This is a genomic window from Citrobacter sp. On2M, from assembly GCF_018035235.1.
Taxonomy (GTDB): Bacteria; Pseudomonadota; Gammaproteobacteria; order Enterobacterales; family Enterobacteriaceae; genus Citrobacter; species Citrobacter meridianamericanus.
In genome coordinates this window covers 713,417-730,622 of sequence record NZ_WPCV01000005.1, presented here as the reverse complement: position 1 = coordinate 730,622, position 17,206 = coordinate 713,417, and the positions used below count along the sequence as shown (strand labels likewise).

At 53.2% G+C, this 17,206-nt stretch carries 14 protein-coding genes and 1 tRNA gene; 12 read left to right on the top strand and 3 right to left on the bottom strand.

Annotated elements, in window-relative coordinates; translation table 11 throughout:
- The first annotated feature begins 178 nt into the window (after positions 1–178).
- From On2M_RS21400 to mtr, 12 genes are all read left to right on the top strand, one after another.
- Positions 179–255 (top strand) — tRNA-Met (locus On2M_RS21400).
- A 207-nt stretch (positions 256–462) separates the two neighbouring features.
- Entirely contained in the window at positions 463–915 is a 453-nt protein-coding gene (rimP, locus tag On2M_RS21395) for a ribosome maturation factor RimP (RefSeq protein WP_061068860.1), read from the top strand.
- A gap of 28 nt (positions 916–943) precedes the next feature.
- Positions 944–2,431, top strand: coding sequence for a transcription termination factor NusA (gene nusA / locus On2M_RS21390; RefSeq protein ID WP_043017784.1), 1,488 nt, complete (start codon positions 944–946; stop codon positions 2,429–2,431).
- A 24-nt stretch (positions 2,432–2,455) separates the two neighbouring features.
- Positions 2,456–5,146 carry a translation initiation factor IF-2 gene (gene infB / locus On2M_RS21385; RefSeq protein WP_151217854.1) on the top strand — a complete coding sequence of 897 codons (2,691 nt, stop codon included), beginning with the start codon at positions 2,456–2,458 and terminating at the stop codon, positions 5,144–5,146.
- A gap of 146 nt (positions 5,147–5,292) precedes the next feature.
- Complete coding sequence (rbfA, locus tag On2M_RS21380) at positions 5,293–5,697, top strand: 30S ribosome-binding factor RbfA (protein WP_003024988.1); 405 nt, start codon at positions 5,293–5,295, stop codon at positions 5,695–5,697.
- Positions 5,697–6,641, top strand: coding sequence for a tRNA pseudouridine(55) synthase TruB (gene truB / locus On2M_RS21375; RefSeq protein WP_151217853.1), 945 nt, complete (start codon positions 5,697–5,699; stop codon positions 6,639–6,641). The genes rbfA and truB overlap by 1 nt, the downstream gene beginning before the upstream one ends.
- A gap of 273 nt (positions 6,642–6,914) precedes the next feature.
- On the top strand, positions 6,915–7,184 hold the full coding sequence (rpsO, locus tag On2M_RS21370; protein WP_000059465.1) for a 30S ribosomal protein S15: 270 nt from the start codon (positions 6,915–6,917) through the stop codon (positions 7,182–7,184).
- Between the two features lie 246 nt (positions 7,185–7,430).
- The gene (gene pnp, locus On2M_RS21365; protein WP_005131812.1) at positions 7,431–9,566 is read left to right on the top strand and encodes a polyribonucleotide nucleotidyltransferase; all 2,136 of its coding nucleotides are present in this window, start codon (positions 7,431–7,433) and stop codon (positions 9,564–9,566) included.
- A gap of 109 nt (positions 9,567–9,675) precedes the next feature.
- Positions 9,676–10,560: a lipoprotein NlpI gene (gene nlpI / locus On2M_RS21360; RefSeq protein WP_003024982.1), complete on the top strand. Its 885-nt coding sequence runs from the start codon at positions 9,676–9,678 to the stop codon at positions 10,558–10,560.
- Positions 10,561–10,666: 106 nt separating this feature from the next.
- Positions 10,667–10,747, top strand: coding sequence for a protein YrbN (gene yrbN / locus On2M_RS21355; RefSeq protein ID WP_010723222.1), 81 nt, complete (start codon positions 10,667–10,669; stop codon positions 10,745–10,747).
- Positions 10,740–12,662 carry an ATP-dependent RNA helicase DeaD gene (deaD, locus tag On2M_RS21350; RefSeq protein WP_061068683.1) on the top strand — a complete coding sequence of 641 codons (1,923 nt, stop codon included), beginning with the start codon at positions 10,740–10,742 and terminating at the stop codon, positions 12,660–12,662. The genes yrbN and deaD overlap by 8 nt, the downstream gene beginning before the upstream one ends.
- A 137-nt stretch (positions 12,663–12,799) precedes the next feature.
- Positions 12,800–14,044, top strand: a complete 1,245-nt coding sequence (mtr, locus tag On2M_RS21345) for a tryptophan permease (protein WP_151217852.1) — start codon at positions 12,800–12,802, stop codon at positions 14,042–14,044.
- 42 nt (positions 14,045–14,086) lie between these two features.
- Here mtr and On2M_RS21340 read toward each other — a convergent pair whose 3' ends face one another.
- From On2M_RS21340 to On2M_RS21330, 3 genes are all read right to left on the bottom strand, one after another.
- Entirely contained in the window at positions 14,087–15,094 is a 1,008-nt protein-coding gene (locus On2M_RS21340) for a luciferase-like monooxygenase (RefSeq protein WP_210905438.1), read from the bottom strand.
- A gap of 78 nt (positions 15,095–15,172) precedes the next feature.
- The gene (locus On2M_RS21335) at positions 15,173–16,069 is read right to left on the bottom strand and encodes a U32 family peptidase (RefSeq protein WP_151217850.1); all 897 of its coding nucleotides are present in this window, start codon (positions 16,067–16,069) and stop codon (positions 15,173–15,175) included.
- A complete protein-coding gene (locus tag On2M_RS21330) occupies positions 16,060–17,055 on the bottom strand; it encodes a peptidase U32 family protein (protein ID WP_151224409.1) in 996 nt (331 codons plus the stop codon). The genes On2M_RS21335 and On2M_RS21330 overlap by 10 nt, the downstream gene beginning before the upstream one ends.
- Positions 17,056–17,206: the final 151 nt, after the last annotated feature.

Below are 17,206 nucleotides of genomic sequence, written 5' to 3'. Positions count from 1 at the left end.
TTATCTTGCTGAACATCCGCGGGCCAGCATTCATTGATTTGCATAGTCGTAACAAGGTTGACATACCGCATAGTGAATCAATATACTGTGCGCAGATTTTACGTCCCGTCCTCGGTACCAAATCCCAGCAGTATTTGCATTTTTTACCCAAAACGCGTAAAATTTGCCACGTTTCAGGCGCGGGGTGGAGCAGCCTGGTAGCTCGTCGGGCTCATAACCCGAAGGTCGTCGGTTCAAATCCGGCCCCCGCAACCACTTTCCCTTAGAGTTCTTTTTCAAATATACTGTGAAGACTTAGGCCTTCGTAGCTGGATTTGAAAAAAATTCTTTCGGAAGGTTCTCCGAACCGCAGGTGCGGTTATAGGGTTCAGTTATCTAAAGCCCCGATTTATCGGGGTTTTTTGTTATCTGACTACAGAATAACTGGGCTTTAGGCCCTTTTTTTATGTCTTGGGGGTGGGCTTGTCCACATTAGAGCAAAAATTAACAGAGATGATTACAGCGCCAGTTGAAGCTCTGGGCTACGAACTAGTCGGCATCGAATTTATTCGCGGTCGCACATCCACACTGCGCATCTATATTGATAGTGAAGATGGCATCAATGTTGATGATTGTGCTGATGTGAGCCATCAGGTAAGCGCCGTGATGGATGTCGAAGACCCGATCACCGTTGCCTATAACCTGGAAGTCTCCTCTCCGGGTCTCGACCGTCCTTTGTTCACCGCTGAACACTACGTGCGTTTCCTGGGTGAAGAAGTCACGCTGGTTCTTCGTATGGCTGTACAAAACCGCCGTAAATGGCAGGGCGTTATCAAAGCGGTGGACGGTGAGATGATCACGGTCACAGTCGACGGTAAAGATGAAGTGTTCGCGCTGAGTAATATCCAGAAGGCGAACCTGGTTCCCCACTTTTAACAGTCTGGATTGAGGTGAAAAGCCCGCGATGAACAAAGAAATTTTGGCTGTTGTTGAAGCCGTATCCAACGAAAAAGCGCTGCCACGCGAGAAAATTTTTGAAGCGCTGGAAAGTGCGCTGGCTACAGCAACAAAGAAAAAATATGAGCAAGAGATCGACGTTCGCGTAGAAATCGATCGTAAAAGCGGTGATTTCGATACCTTCCGTCGTTGGGTAATCGTAGAAGAAGTTACTCAGCCGACTAAAGAAATTACGCTGGAAGCAGCACGTTTCGAAGACGAAAGTCTGAACGTGGGCGAATATGTTGAAGATCAGATTGAGTCTGTCACCTTTGACCGTATCACCACCCAGACCGCGAAACAGGTTATCGTACAGAAAGTACGTGAAGCTGAACGTGCAATGGTTGTTGATCAATTCCGCGAGCACGAAGGCGAAATCGTTACTGGCGTGGTGAAGAAAGTAAACCGCGACAACATTTCTCTGGATCTGGGCAGCAATGCTGAAGCCGTGATCCTGCGTGAAGACATGCTGCCGCGTGAAAACTTCCGTCCAGGTGACCGTATTCGTGGCGTTCTGTACTCTGTACGCCCGGAAGCGCGCGGTGCGCAACTGTTCGTAACCCGTTCCAAACCGGAAATGCTGGTTGAACTGTTCCGCATCGAAGTGCCGGAAATTGGCGAAGAAGTGATCGAAATTAAAGCGGCAGCCCGCGATCCTGGATCGCGTGCGAAAATCGCCGTTAAGACCAACGACAAGCGTATTGATCCGGTCGGTGCGTGTGTGGGTATGCGCGGTGCGCGCGTTCAGGCGGTTTCTACCGAACTGGGTGGCGAGCGTATTGATATCGTCCTGTGGGATGATAACCCGGCGCAGTTCGTGATTAACGCAATGGCACCAGCAGACGTCGCTTCTATCGTGGTGGATGAAGACAAACACACCATGGATATCGCGGTTGAAGCCGGTAACCTGGCGCAGGCGATTGGACGTAATGGTCAGAACGTCCGCCTGGCTTCACAACTGAGCGGTTGGGAACTCAACGTGATGACCGTTGATGACCTGCAGGCGAAGCATCAGGCTGAAGCACATGCAGCCATTGACACCTTCACCAAATATCTCGATATCGATGAAGATTTCGCGACAGTTCTGGTGGAAGAAGGTTTTGCGACGCTGGAAGAACTGGCCTACGTGCCAATGAAAGAGCTGCTGGAAATTGACGGCCTGGATGAACAGACCGTTGAAGCGCTGCGCGAGCGTGCTAAAAACGCACTGACCACTCTGGCACTGGCCCAGGAAGAAAGCCTCGGTGATAACAAACCGGCTGACGATCTGCTGAATCTGGAAGGATTGGATCGTGAGATGGCCTTCAAACTGGCTGCCCGTGGTGTTTGTACGCTGGAAGATCTCGCTGAACAGGGCATTGATGATCTGGCTGATATCGAAGGGTTGACCGACGAAAAAGCCGGTGAGCTGATTATGGCTGCCCGTAATATTTGCTGGTTCGGCGACGAAGCGTAATAAACTGTAGCAGGAAGGAACAGTATGACAGATGTAACCGTAAAAACGCTGGCTGCAGAGATACAGACCTCCGTGGATCGCCTGGTACAGCAATTTGCTGATGCAGGTATCCCGAAGTCTGCTGACGACTCTGTATCCGCACAAGAGAAACAAACCTTACTGGCGCACCTGAACCGTGAAAACGGCTCAGCGCCGGATAAGTTGACATTGCAGCGTAAAACGCGCAGTACTCTCAATATTCCAGGTACCGGTGGGAAAAGCAAATCGGTACAAATCGAAGTCCGCAAGACACGCACCTTTGTGAAACGCGATCCGCAAGAGGCTGAACGCCTGGCCGCGGAAGAGCAGGCGCAGCGTGAAGCGGAAGAGCAAGCCCGTCGTGAGGCAGAAGAAGCTGCCAAACGCGAGGCGCAACAAAAAGCCGAACGTGAGGCCGCAGAACAAGCTAAGCGTGAAGCCGCTGATAAAGCGAAACGTGAAGCTGCGGAAAAAGACAAAGTGAGCAATCAACAGACCGACGATATGACTAAAACCGCCCAGGCCGAAAAAGCCCGCCGTGAAAATGAAGCCGCTGAACTGAAGCGTAAAGCGGAAGAAGAAGCACGTCGCAAGCTTGAAGAAGAAGCGCGCCGCGTAGCGGAAGAAGCTCGCCGTATGGCGGAAGAAAACGAGAAAAATGGTGTGAATAACGCTGAACCTGTTGAAGATACCAGCGATTATCACGTCACCACTTCCCAGCATGCTCGCCAGGCTGAAGACGAGAACGATCGTGAAGTTGAAGGCGGTCGTGGTCGTACTCGCAGCGCGAAAGCCGCGCGTCCGGCGAAAAAAGGCAACAAACACGCTGAATCTAAAGCTGACCGTGAAGAAGCGCGTGCAGCGGTTCGCGGTGGTAAAGGCGGTAAGCAGCGTAAAGGTTCCGCTCTGCAGCAGGGCTTCCAGAAGCCGGCTCAGGCCGTTAACCGTGACGTTGTGATCGGCGAAACCATCACCGTTGGCGATCTGGCGAACAAGATGGCAGTTAAAGGCTCTCAGGTCATCAAAGCGATGATGAAACTGGGTGCAATGGCGACCATCAACCAGGTCATCGACCAGGAAACCGCACAGCTGGTTGCCGAAGAGATGGGCCATAAAGTTATCCTGCGTCGTGAAAACGAGCTGGAAGAAGCAGTAATGAGCGACCGTGACACCGGCGCAGCGGCTGAACCGCGCGCACCGGTAGTCACCATCATGGGTCACGTTGACCACGGTAAAACGTCTCTGCTGGACTACATTCGTTCTACGAAAGTGGCCTCTGGCGAAGCAGGCGGCATCACTCAGCACATCGGTGCGTACCACGTTGAAACTGACAACGGTATGATCACCTTCCTGGATACTCCGGGTCACGCCGCGTTTACCTCCATGCGTGCTCGTGGTGCTCAGGCAACGGATATCGTTGTTCTGGTTGTTGCAGCAGACGACGGCGTGATGCCGCAGACTATCGAAGCAATCCAGCACGCGAAAGCGGCAGGTGTGCCGGTAGTGGTTGCAGTCAACAAGATCGATAAACCAGAAGCGGATCCTGATCGCGTTAAAAACGAACTGTCCCAGTACGGCATCATGCCGGAAGAGTGGGGCGGCGAGAGCCAGTTCGTCCACGTTTCTGCGAAAGCGGGTACCGGTATCGATGAGCTGCTGGATGCTATTCTGCTGCAGGCTGAAGTTCTGGAACTGAAGGCTGTCCGTAAGGGTATGGCGAGCGGTGCGGTTATCGAATCCTTCCTGGATAAAGGTCGTGGTCCGGTTGCTACCGTACTGGTGCGTGAAGGTACGCTGCACAAAGGCGACATCGTACTCTGTGGTTTTGAATACGGTCGCGTTCGTGCGATGCGTAACGAATTGGGTCAGGAAGTCCTGGAAGCAGGTCCGTCCATTCCGGTGGAAATCCTCGGTCTGTCCGGTGTTCCGGCGGCCGGTGACGAAGTCACCGTGGTTCGTGACGAGAAGAAAGCCCGTGAAGTTGCACTGTATCGTCAGGGCAAATTCCGTGAAGTTAAACTGGCTCGTCAGCAGAAATCTAAACTTGAAAACATGTTCGCTAACATGACTGATGGTGAAGTTCACGAAGTGAACATCGTCCTGAAAGCCGACGTGCAGGGTTCTGTCGAAGCGATTTCCGACTCTTTACTGAAACTGTCTACCGACGAAGTAAAAGTGAAGATCATCGGTTCCGGCGTGGGTGGTATCACCGAAACCGACGCGACCCTGGCTGCGGCATCCAACGCGATTCTGGTTGGCTTCAACGTCCGTGCTGATGCCTCTGCACGCAAAGTTATCGAATCTGAAAGCCTGGATCTGCGTTATTACTCCGTCATCTATCATCTGATCGACGAAGTGAAAGCGGCGATGAGCGGCATGCTGTCTCCGGAGCTGAAACAGCAGATCATCGGTCTGGCTGAAGTTCGTGATGTGTTCAAATCACCGAAATTCGGCGCTATCGCAGGCTGTATGGTTACCGAAGGTACGATTAAACGTCACAACCCAATCCGCGTACTGCGCGATAACGTGGTTATCTATGAAGGCGAGCTGGAATCCCTGCGCCGCTTCAAAGATGACGTCAACGAAGTCCGTAACGGCATGGAATGTGGTATTGGCGTTAAGAACTACAACGATGTTCGCGTTGGCGATATGATCGAAGTGTTCGAGATCATCGAGATCAAACGTACCATCGCATAATCTTCGTCGTCTTTTGGGCCGCAACTTGCAGCCCAAAATCCTGAGAAGATGAATAAGCGTAGGCCGGGTAAGCGAAGCGCCACCCGGCAAGAAATTTAAAAAGGGGCTTATTGCCCCTTTTTTGTCTTTATTCTGGAGAATTTATTATGGCGAAAGAATTTGGTCGCCCACAGCGTGTCGCGCAGGAGATGCAGAAAGAAATCGCACTCATCCTGCAACGCGAAATCAAAGACCCACGCGTGGGCATGATGACTACCGTGTCTGGTGTTGAGATGTCCCGTGATCTGGCCTATGCCAAAGTGTTCGTGACCTTCCTTAACGACCAGGACGAAGCGGCCGTGAAAAACGGCATTAAGGCACTGCAGGAAGCCTCTGGTTTTATCCGCTCTCTGCTAGGTAAAGCCATGCGTCTGCGAATCGTGCCTGAGTTGACCTTCTTCTACGACAACTCGCTGGTAGAAGGGATGCGCATGTCCAACCTGGTGACCAGCGTGGTGAAACATGACGATGAGCGTCGTGTGAACCCAGCGGACGACAGCAAGGAGGACTGATGAGTCGTCCTCGTCGTCGTGGTCGCGACATTCACGGTGTTCTGCTGCTGGACAAACCGCAAGGCATGTCCAGCAATGACGTACTGCAAAAAGTAAAGCGCATCTATAATGCCAACCGCGCGGGACATACCGGCGCGCTGGATCCGCTGGCGACAGGCATGCTGCCTATCTGCCTCGGTGAAGCGACGAAATTTTCACAGTACTTGCTGGATTCTGATAAACGCTATCGTGTGGTTGCCCGTCTGGGTCAGCGTACTGATACCTCTGATGCCGATGGGCAAATCGTGCAGGAACGTCCGGTAACTTTCACCGCTGAGCAGCTTGCAAGTGCGCTGGAGACTTTCCGCGGCGATATCGAGCAGATTCCCTCAATGTATTCGGCGCTGAAGTATCAGGGTAAGAAGCTGTACGAATATGCGCGTCAGGGTATTGAAGTTCCGCGTGAAGCGCGACCGATTACCGTCTATGAGCTGTTGTTTATTCGCCACGAAGGTAACGAGCTGGAACTGGAAGTTCACTGCTCCAAAGGCACCTATATTCGCACCATCGTTGACGATCTCGGTGAGAAGCTGGGCTGCGGCGCACACGTAACGTATCTGCGTCGTCTGACGGTCAGCAAGTATCCGGTGGATCGTATGGTCACGCTGGAGCATTTGCGTGAACTGGCTGAACAGGCCGAACAGCAAAATATTCCGGCGGCGCAGTTGCTTGATCCTTTGCTGATGCCAATGGACAGTCCGGCATCGGACTATCCGGTGGTTAATTTGCCTTTAACATCGTCGGTTTACTTTAAAAATGGTAACCCGGTACGTACGACAGGTGCCCCGCTGGAAGGCCTGGTGCGTGTGACGGAAGGCGATGACGGTAAATTTATTGGCATGGGGGAGATCGACGATGAAGGTCGCGTCGCCCCCCGTCGCCTGGTGGTTGAATATCCGGCATAACGCTCTCTGTCTTGCGATAAAAGGGCGCTGCGAGTAGAATACTGCCGCTTAACGTCGCGTAAATTGTTTAACAATGTGCGTGGCGTATACACAAAATCATTTGAGCTGCATCAAGGCGGCAAGTCTGAGAATCCTTAGGAGCTTACTTAGGTAAGTGACTGAGGTGAGCGGACGCAGCCAACGCAGAGTCAGTTTGAAGGATAAAGTGTATACACTGGGATAGCTGAATTAGAGATCGGCATCCTTTCATTCTTAACACTTTGGAGTTTTAAAATGTCTCTAAGTACTGAAGCTACCGCTAAAATCGTTTCTGAGTTTGGTCGTGATGCAAACGACACCGGTTCTACCGATGTTCAGGTTGCTCTGTTGACTGCACAGATTAACCACCTGCAGGGCCACTTTGCAGAGCACAAAAAAGATCACCACAGCCGTCGTGGTCTGCTGCGCATGGTTTCTCAGCGTCGTAAACTGCTCGACTACCTGAAACGTAAAGATGTTGCACGTTACACCGCGCTGATCGAGCGTCTGGGTCTGCGTCGCTAATTCTTTCGAGTTTCAGAAAGAGGGGGCCTTCATGGCCCCTTTTTTCCAGCAGATGGCAGCAATTCGCTGGAAACTAATGTATTGTTGCTATGAATGATCTTCCGTTGCAGAGGTTCGCGCGGCTAATGAGAGGCTTTACTCATGCTTATGGGTTAGGGTTGTCATTAGTCGCGAGGATGCGCAGAAGATCGGGTATTAACGATGGCGCAAAAATGTGCCGTCAAAAAATAGAGAAAGGATATTATTTTGCTTAATCCGATCGTTCGTAAATTCCAGTACGGTCAGCATACCGTTACGCTGGAAACCGGCATGATGGCGCGTCAGGCGACTGCCGCTGTTATGGTTAGCATGGATGACACTGCGGTATTCGTTACCGTTGTTGGCCAGAAAAAAGCGAAACCAGGCCAGGATTTCTTCCCGCTGACCGTTAACTATCAGGAGCGTACCTACGCTGCTGGCCGTATCCCGGGTAGCTTCTTCCGTCGTGAGGGCCGTCCGAGTGAAGGCGAAACCCTGATCGCGCGTCTGATTGACCGCCCGGTTCGTCCACTGTTCCCGGAAGGCTTCGTTAACGAAGTTCAGGTTATCGCGACTGTTGTTTCTGTTAACCCGCAGGTTAACCCGGACATCGTGGCGATGATTGGTGCATCTGCTGCACTGACTCTGTCTGGCATCCCATTCAACGGCCCGATCGGTGCTGCACGTGTTGGTTACATCAATGACCAGTACGTACTGAACCCGACCCAGGACGAACTGAAAGAAAGCAAGCTGGACCTGGTGGTTGCTGGTACAGAAGCTGCCGTACTGATGGTTGAATCTGAAGCTGAACTGCTGAGCGAAGACCAGATGCTGGGCGCTGTGGTATTCGGTCACGAACAGCAGCAGGTTGTTATTCAGGCGATCAACGAGCTGGCGAAAGAAGCTGGCAAACCGCGTTGGGACTGGCAGCCAGAAGCCGTAAACGAAGCGCTGAACGCGCGCGTTGCCGCACTGGCAGAAGCTCGCCTGAGCGATGCTTACCGCATCACCGACAAACAAGAGCGTTACGCTCAGGTTGACGTGATCAAATCTGAAACCATCGCGACTCTGGTGGCTGAAGACGAAACCCTGGACGCTAACGAACTGGGTGAAATCCTGCACGCTATCGAGAAAAACGTTGTTCGTAGCCGCGTACTGGCAGGCGAGCCGCGTATCGACGGCCGTGAAAAAGACATGATCCGTGGTCTGGACGTGCGTACTGGCGTTCTGCCGCGTACCCACGGTTCCGCACTGTTCACCCGTGGTGAAACTCAGGCGCTGGTTACTGCGACCCTGGGCACCACCCGTGATGCGCAGAACCTCGACGAACTGATGGGCGAGCGTACTGACAACTTCCTGTTCCACTACAACTTCCCTCCGTACTGCGTAGGTGAAACCGGCATGGTCGGTTCTCCGAAGCGTCGTGAGATTGGTCACGGTCGTCTGGCGAAGCGTGGCGTGCTGGCAGTAATGCCGGAACTGGATAAATTCCCGTACACCGTGCGTGTGGTTTCTGAAATCACCGAATCTAACGGTTCTTCTTCCATGGCTTCCGTATGTGGCGCTTCCCTGGCGCTGATGGACGCAGGCGTGCCAATCAAAGCGGCCGTTGCGGGTATCGCGATGGGTCTGGTGAAAGAAGGCGACAACTATGTTGTGCTGTCTGACATCCTGGGCGACGAAGACCACCTGGGCGATATGGACTTCAAAGTGGCGGGTTCCCGCGACGGTATCTCTGCACTGCAGATGGATATCAAAATTGAAGGTATCACCAAAGAGATCATGCAGGTTGCTCTGAACCAGGCTAAAGGTGCGCGTCTGCACATCCTGGGTGTGATGGAACAAGCGATCAACGCACCGCGTGGCGATATCTCTGAATTTGCTCCGCGTATCCACACCATCAAGATCAGCCCGGACAAGATCAAAGACGTTATCGGTAAAGGCGGTTCTGTTATCCGTGCCCTGACCGAAGAAACCGGCACCACCATTGAAATCGAAGATGATGGTACCGTGAAGATTGCTGCGACCGACGGCGAAAAAGCGAAATATGCTATCCGTCGTATCGAAGAGATCACAGCAGAGATCGAAGTAGGCCGTATCTACAATGGTAAAGTGACCCGTATCGTTGACTTTGGCGCGTTCGTTGCCATCGGTGGCGGTAAAGAAGGTCTGGTGCACATCTCTCAGATCGCTGATAAGCGCGTTGAGAAAGTGACCGATTACCTGCAGATGGGCCAGGAAGTACCGGTCAAAGTTCTGGAAGTTGATCGCCAGGGCCGTGTACGTCTGAGCATTAAAGAAGCAACTGAGCAGTCTCAACCTGCAGGCGAACCGGAAGCTCCGGTAAGCCAACAGGGCGAGTAAGGTTGCCATTGCCCTCCGTGAAAGCGGAGGGCCTTTAACCCGGCAGGACGCCTTGTTAGCAACCGGGGAACCTGGACGTTCATTCAATCGTTGTCTTCGGGAGTGGGAAATGAAGCCTTTTTTGCGCTGGTGTTTCGTTGCGACAGCACTCACGCTGGCTGGATGCAGTAATTCCGCCTGGCGTAAGAGTGAAGTCCTCGCAGTACCATTGCAACCGACTTTGCAGCAGGAAGTGATTCTGGCACGTATGGAACAAATTCTTGCCAGTCGGGCTTTAACCGATGACGAACGCGCACAGCTTTTATATGAGCGCGGAGTGTTGTATGATAGTCTCGGTCTGAGGGCACTAGCGCGGAATGATTTTTCACAAGCGCTGGCAATCCGACCAGATATGCCTGAAGTATTCAATTACTTAGGTATATATTTAACGCAGGCAGGCAATTTTGATGCTGCCTATGAAGCGTTTGATTCTGTACTTGAGCTTGATCCAACTTACAACTACGCGCACTTAAATCGCGGTATCGCATTGTATTACGGCGGTCGCGACAAGTTAGCGCAAGATGATCTGCTAGCGTTTTATCAAGACGATCCCAATGATCCTTTCCGTAGTCTGTGGCTTTATCTCGCCGAGCAGAAGCTCGATGAGAAGCAGGCTAAAGAAGCGTTAAAGCAACGCTTTGAAAAATCGGATAAAGAGCAATGGGGATGGAACATTGTCGAGTTCTACCTGGGCAACATTAGCGAAGCAACGCTGATGGAACGCCTGAAGGCGGACGCAACGGATAACACCTCGCTCGCTGAGCATCTCAGTGAAACCAACTTCTATTTAGGTAAGTACTACCTAAGTCTGGGGGATTTGGACAACGCTACGGCATTGTTCAAACTGGCGGTGGCTAACAACGTGCATAACTTTGTTGAGCACCGATACGCATTGTTGGAATTATCGCTCCTGGGCCAGGACCAAGATGACCTGGCAGAATCGGACCAGCAATAGCTGACGTACACATCAGCCCGTAATCTTTTTTGATTGCCATCACCTTCACGGGTGAGGGCGTTGTTGTTCGTTAATACACCTACTTTGAGCCGGTTCACACTTTTCAATGAAAATTGCAGATCAATTTCATGATGAGTTATGTAGACTGGCCGCCATTAATTTTGAGGCACACGTACTACATGGCTGAATTCGAAACCACTTTTGCAGATCTGGGCCTGAAGGCTCCTATCCTTGAAGCCCTTAACGATCTGGGTTACGAAAAACCATCTCCAATCCAGGCAGAGTGCATTCCGCATCTGCTGGGCGGTCGCGATGTTCTGGGTATGGCCCAGACGGGTAGCGGCAAAACTGCAGCGTTCTCTTTACCGCTGCTCAACAATCTTGATCCTGAGCTGAAGGCACCTCAGATTCTGGTGCTGGCACCGACCCGCGAACTGGCGGTTCAGGTTGCAGAAGCCATGACGGATTTCTCTAAACACATGCGCGGCGTGAACGTGGTTGCCCTGTACGGCGGCCAGCGTTATGACGTGCAATTACGTGCCCTGCGTCAGGGACCACAGATCGTCGTCGGTACGCCGGGCCGTCTGCTGGATCACCTGAAGCGCGGGACTCTGGACCTCTCTAAACTGAGCGGTCTGGTACTGGACGAAGCAGACGAAATGCTGCGTATGGGCTTCATCGAAGACGTTGAAACCATCATGGCGCAGATCCCGGAAGGTCATCAGACCGCTCTGTTCTCCGCGACTATGCCGGAAGCGATTCGTCGTATTACCCGCCGCTTTATGAAAGAGCCGCAGGAAGTACGCATTCAGTCCAGCGTTACCACACGTCCTGACATCAGCCAGAGCTACTGGACTGTCTGGGGCATGCGTAAAAATGAAGCGCTGGTGCGTTTCCTGGAAGCAGAAGATTTTGATGCGGCGATTATCTTCGTTCGTACCAAAAATGCGACCCTGGAAGTGGCAGAAGCGCTGGAGCGTAGCGGTTATAGCAGCGCTGCACTGAACGGCGACATGAACCAGTCCCTGCGTGAGCAGACTCTGGAACGTCTGAAAGATGGCCGTCTGGACATTCTGATTGCAACCGACGTTGCGGCCCGTGGCCTGGACGTTGAGCGTATCAGCCTGGTTGTTAACTACGACATCCCGATGGATTCCGAGTCTTACGTTCACCGTATCGGCCGTACTGGTCGTGCGGGTCGTGCTGGCCGTGCGCTGCTGTTCGTTGAGAACCGTGAGCGTCGTCTGCTGCGTAACATCGAACGCACCATGAAGCTGACGATTCCGGAAGTAGAACTGCCGAATGCAGAACTGCTGGGTAAACGCCGTCTGGAAAAATTCGCCGCTAAAGTACAGCAGCAGCTGGAAAGCAGCGATCTGGATCAGTACCGTGCTCTGCTGGCGAAAATGCAGCCGGAAGAAGAGCTGGATATCGAAACGCTGGCAGCCGCACTGCTGAAAATGGCTCAGGGCGAACGTCCGCTGATCCTGCCGCCAGATGCACCGATGCGTCCGAAACGCGAATTCCGCGACCGTGACGATCGTGGTCCGCGTGACCGCAACGATCGTGGCCCGCGTAATGACCGTGGTGGTGAAGATCGTCCGCGTCGTGAACGTCGTGACGTTGGCGATATGCAGCTGTACCGCATTGAAGTGGGCCGTGATGACGGTGTTGAAGTTCGTCATATCGTTGGCGCGATTGCTAACGAAGGCGATATCAGCAGCCGTTACATCGGTAACATCAAGCTGTTTGCTTCCCACTCCACCATCGAGCTGCCGAAAGGTATGCCGGGCGACGTGCTGCAGCACTTTACCCGTACTCGCATCCTGAACAAACCGATGAACATGCAGCTGGTTGGCGATGCAGTTCCGCACACCGGTGGTGAGCGTCGTGGCGGTGGCCGATTCAGCGGCGAGCGTCGTGAAGGTGGTCGTGGCGAAGGTCGTAATTTCAGCGGTGAGCGTCGTGAAGGCGGTCGTGGCGATGGTCGTCGTTTCAGCGGCGAACGCCGTGAAGGCAACCGTGGTCCGCGTCGTGACGATTCTTCTGCTCCGCGTCGTGATGACTCCGCTGGTCGTCGTCGTTTCGGCGGTGACGCATAAGTTTCACTGCGTAAAGTAATATATACAGCCCCGATCTCAACAATCGGGGCTTTTTTTATTTCATTTGTACTCGTGTACTGGTACAGTGCAGCACATTGAGATGTAGTCACAATATAAATGACTGGAGAGATGGCTAAATGGCAACACTAACCACCACCCAAACGTCACCTTCGCTGCTCGGCGGCGTGGTGATTATCGGCGGCACCATTATTGGCGCGGGGATGTTTTCTCTGCCAGTGGTCATGTCCGGGGCGTGGTTTTTCTGGTCAATGGCAGCGCTGATCTTCACCTGGTTCTGTATGCTGCATTCCGGACTGATGATCCTCGAAGCGAACCTTAATTACCGCATTGGTTCCAGCTTTGACACCATCACGAAAGATCTGCTGGGCAAAGGTTGGAACGTGGTGAACGGCATCTCGATCGCCTTCGTTCTCTATATCCTGACCTACGCCTATATTTCGGCGAGCGGCTCGATTCTGCATCACACTTTCTCCGAGATGTCGCTGAATGTTCCGGCGCGCGCGGCGGGTCTTGGCTTTGCACTGCTGGTGGCATTTGTGGTGTGGTTAAGCACCAAAGCGGTTAGCCGCATGACGGCGATTGTGCTGGGCGCGAAGGTGATTACCTTTTTCCTGACCTTTGGTAGTCTGCTGGGGCATGTTACGCCCACTACGCTGTTTAATGTGGCACAAAGCAATGCTTCGTATACACCGTACCTGCTGATGACGCTGCCGTTTTGCCTGGCCTCATTTGGTTATCACGGTAACGTCCCTAGCCTGATGAAGTACTACGGCAAAGATCCGAAGACCATTGTGAAATGTCTGGTGTATGGCACGCTGCTGGCGCTGGTGCTGTATACTGTATGGTTGCTGGGAACGATGGGTAATATTCCACGTCCGGAGTTTATCGGTATTGCGCAGCAGGGCGGTAACATTGATGTGTTGGTACAGGCGCTGAGCGGCGTACTGAACAGCCGCAGCCTTGATCTACTGTTAGTGGTGTTCTCTAACTTTGCAGTGGCGAGTTCATTCCTTGGCGTTACGCTCGGTCTGTTTGACTACCTGGCGGATCTGTTTGGCTTTGATGACTCGGCGATGGGGCGTTTTAAAACGGCATTGCTGACGTTTGTCCCGCCAATTGTGGGTGGCTTGCTGTGGCCGAACGGTTTCCTGTACGCCATTGGGTATGCAGGACTCGCGGCAACCATCTGGGCCGCCATTGTACCGGCGCTGCTGGCACGTAAATCCCGTGAGCGTTTCGGTAGCCCGAAATTCCGCGTCTGGGGCGGCAAGCCGATGATTGCGCTAATCCTGGTATTTGGTATCGGCAACGCGATTATCCATATTCTGTCGAGCGTGGATCTGTTACCGGTCTATCAGTAATCTCTTTTTTTCACCCTCTCCCTACCGGGAGAGGGCAACAACTTACCCAGCCAATTCTTCTTTCACCTGCATCGCCAAATCAAACGAATGTAGCCGTGCCTGATGATCGAAAATCTGGCCGTTAACCATAATTTCATCAGCCTGGGTTTCGCGTAAAATGGCATCGAGGCCGTGACGGACTTTCGCCTTATCGCCGACGAGCGACATGCTCAGCGCCTGTTGTACGCCATATTGCTCAGAAGCGGACCACAGCTGATGCATATTCTCTACCGGCGGCGGTAGCTGGCCAGTTTCGCCACGACGTAGTTTCACAAACGCTTGCTGCATTGAGGTGAAAAGAAATTCGGCATCGCGATTGCTGTCGGCGGCAATGATGTTGATGCACACCATCGCGTACGGTTTTGCCAGCCGCGCTGAGGGTTTGAATTGGGTGCGGTACAGATGCAGCGCCTGATGCAGCATATCCGGAGCAAAGTGCGAGGCGAAGGCAAACGGCAGGCCGAGCTGGGCTGCCAACTGTGCGCTGTACAGGCTGGAGCCTAATAACCAGACCGGGATCTGCTCGCCGTAGCCGGGAACCGGACGCACATGAGGGTTAGGAGCGCGGGCGTCGAACCAGTCCAACAGTTCAGCTACGTCGCGTGGGAAGTTATCGATATCACCACTCATATGGCGGCGCAGTGCGCGCATCGTTGGCTGATCGCTCCCCGGCGCGCGGCCAAGCCCAAGATCGATGCGTCCCGGATACAGCGTATTCAAGGTACCGAACTGCTCGGCGATCACCAGCGGCGAATGATTAGGCAGCATAACACCGCCGGAACCAAGATGCAGCGTGGTGGTATTGGCTGCCAGATAGCCAATCAGCACTGAAGTTGCGGCGCTGGCGATGCCGGTCATGTTGTGATGCTCTGCCAGCCAGTAGCGGTGGTAGCCGCGCTTTTCGGCCAATCGGGCGAGATCAAGCGAGTGCGTGAAGGCCTCTTTCGCCGAAGAACCTTCAGGGATCGGCGCCAGATCCAACACCGAGAACGGAATAGTTTTGTCAGTCATAACGGCTCACTTTGTTACCGGTTAATCTTTTAATACTGCATTAAAATTTGATTACCGTTGTTAACAAAGTGAGCTTTTTTACGCCTGCAGCTCCAGACCCGCCAGTCGCTTCCAGTAGCCGTTGCAGTCACTGTGGGCGGCAAGCGGTAATGGGGCCGCGCCATTTTCATTGGCGCGGAACGCATCAAGCATGGCGAACGTTTCGCTGCCTGAGGGCGACAGACGCACAATATCAACCAGACCCTGCATTGATGTCAGCTCGTTGCCGAGGTTGTAAACATAACCGCTCATGGTCTGGATCCCGTTGAGCACAAAGACCTGCTGATTCTCCTGCGACAGCACATCGCGTCCGTTCGGGTATTTGATGCAGCAGGTTTCACATTCGTCTTTTGGACGATCTTCAGAGCGTGCGGTAAAGCAGCGGGCGGAGTACGCCAGTGGCAGATGCCCGTAGCTCAGTACCTCGACTTCAAATTGATTGCGAATGCCCAGCTCATCACACTGGTTGAGCAGGTTCACCAGCCAGTCACGGGATAACTCTACCGGCATACACCAGCGCACCATGCCCTGATTGAGCAGCAAACGCAGGGTTACCGCGTTATAACAGTTGAGCGCATGCCCAGCGACAAACGGCAGCTTACGCTCGGCGCACATGTTTACTACGCCGAGATCGCTGGCTTCCAGCAGGAAGTCGCCGTTTTCAACATAGCGCTTCAGCTCTCCCAGCTCAGAGGAGGCTTGCACCAGCGCCAGCGTCGACAGCACCACCTGTTTACCGCTGCCAGCGAGTGATTTCGCCATATCCAGCCAGTCGCCCACTTTGGTGGCGCGGCGTTTACTGCATACCGCTTCGCCAAGGTAGATAATGTCGGCCTGGCTTACAGCGGCCTGCTGATAAAAGTCTTCCAGCGTTTCTTTCGGCCAGTACCATAGCACTGGCCCTAAGGAATATTTCATTGCTTCTCTCACTGCCATTTACGGTGATAGGCGCCAAGCGTGGTTTGCGTGCCTTCGGACATTGAACCGAGCGTTTCCATCCACGCGTCCTGCGGGGCGTAGTTTTGCGGGTCGGCCATACAGCGGTCGATTGCCTGACGCCACACTTTCGCTACCTGACTGACATAGGCCGGGCTACGCTGACGCCCTTCGATTTTTACCGAAGCAATATTGGCCGCCAGCAGTTCCGGCAGCAGTTCCAGCGTATTCAGGCTGGTGGGTTCTTCCAGCGCATGGTAGCGCTCGCCATCAACCAGATAGCGGCCTTTACACAGCGTCGGATAACCGGCGTTTTCTCCGTCCTGATAGCGATCGATCAGCACTTCATTGAGGCGGGATTCCAGCCCTTGTTGGGTCTGCTGCCAGCGAACAAAACGAGCAGGAGAGCAGGCACCAACCGTGTTTGGAGATTCGCCTGTCAGATAGGACGAAAGATAGCAACGGCCTTCCGCCATAATGCACAGGCTGCCAAAGGCGAACACTTCCAGGGGAACTGGTGTGACGCGAGCGAGCTGCTTCACCTGATGAATAGACAGCACGCGCGGCAGCACCACGCGGGCAACGTCAAAGTTGCGATGGTAGAAATTAATCGCCTCTTCATTGGTTGCAGATGCCTGAACAGAGACATGGCGCTCAATATGCGGGTAGCGCTCTGCGGCATACTCAAGCATAGCGAGGTCGGCGAGGATCAGCGCATCTGCACCCAGTTGCGCCGCCATATCCACGGCACGTTGCCAGCGCGCGTAACCATCCGGATGCGCAAAGGTGTTAATCGCGATGTGCAGCTTACGGCGGTGCTGATGGACAAAATTCACCGCTTCCTGCAATTTTTTCTCGGTAAAATTAAGGCCGGCGAAATGACGGGCATTGGTATCATCTTTCAGCCCGATGTAGACAGCATCAGCGCCGTTCTCGATGGCCGCCTTAAGCGCCGGGAGGTTTCCGGCAGGGCAGAGCAGCTCCATAATTTATCCTGAACGTTGCGCCATGTAGGGCGCAGAAATGTTAACGAAGAGGGATTTTAATTAACCTTGATGAGACAATTTTTGATTTAAGGCAGTTAAAGTCGTATTGGTGACACCAATAAAGAGGTAACAATTTCGTAGCGAATTGTTG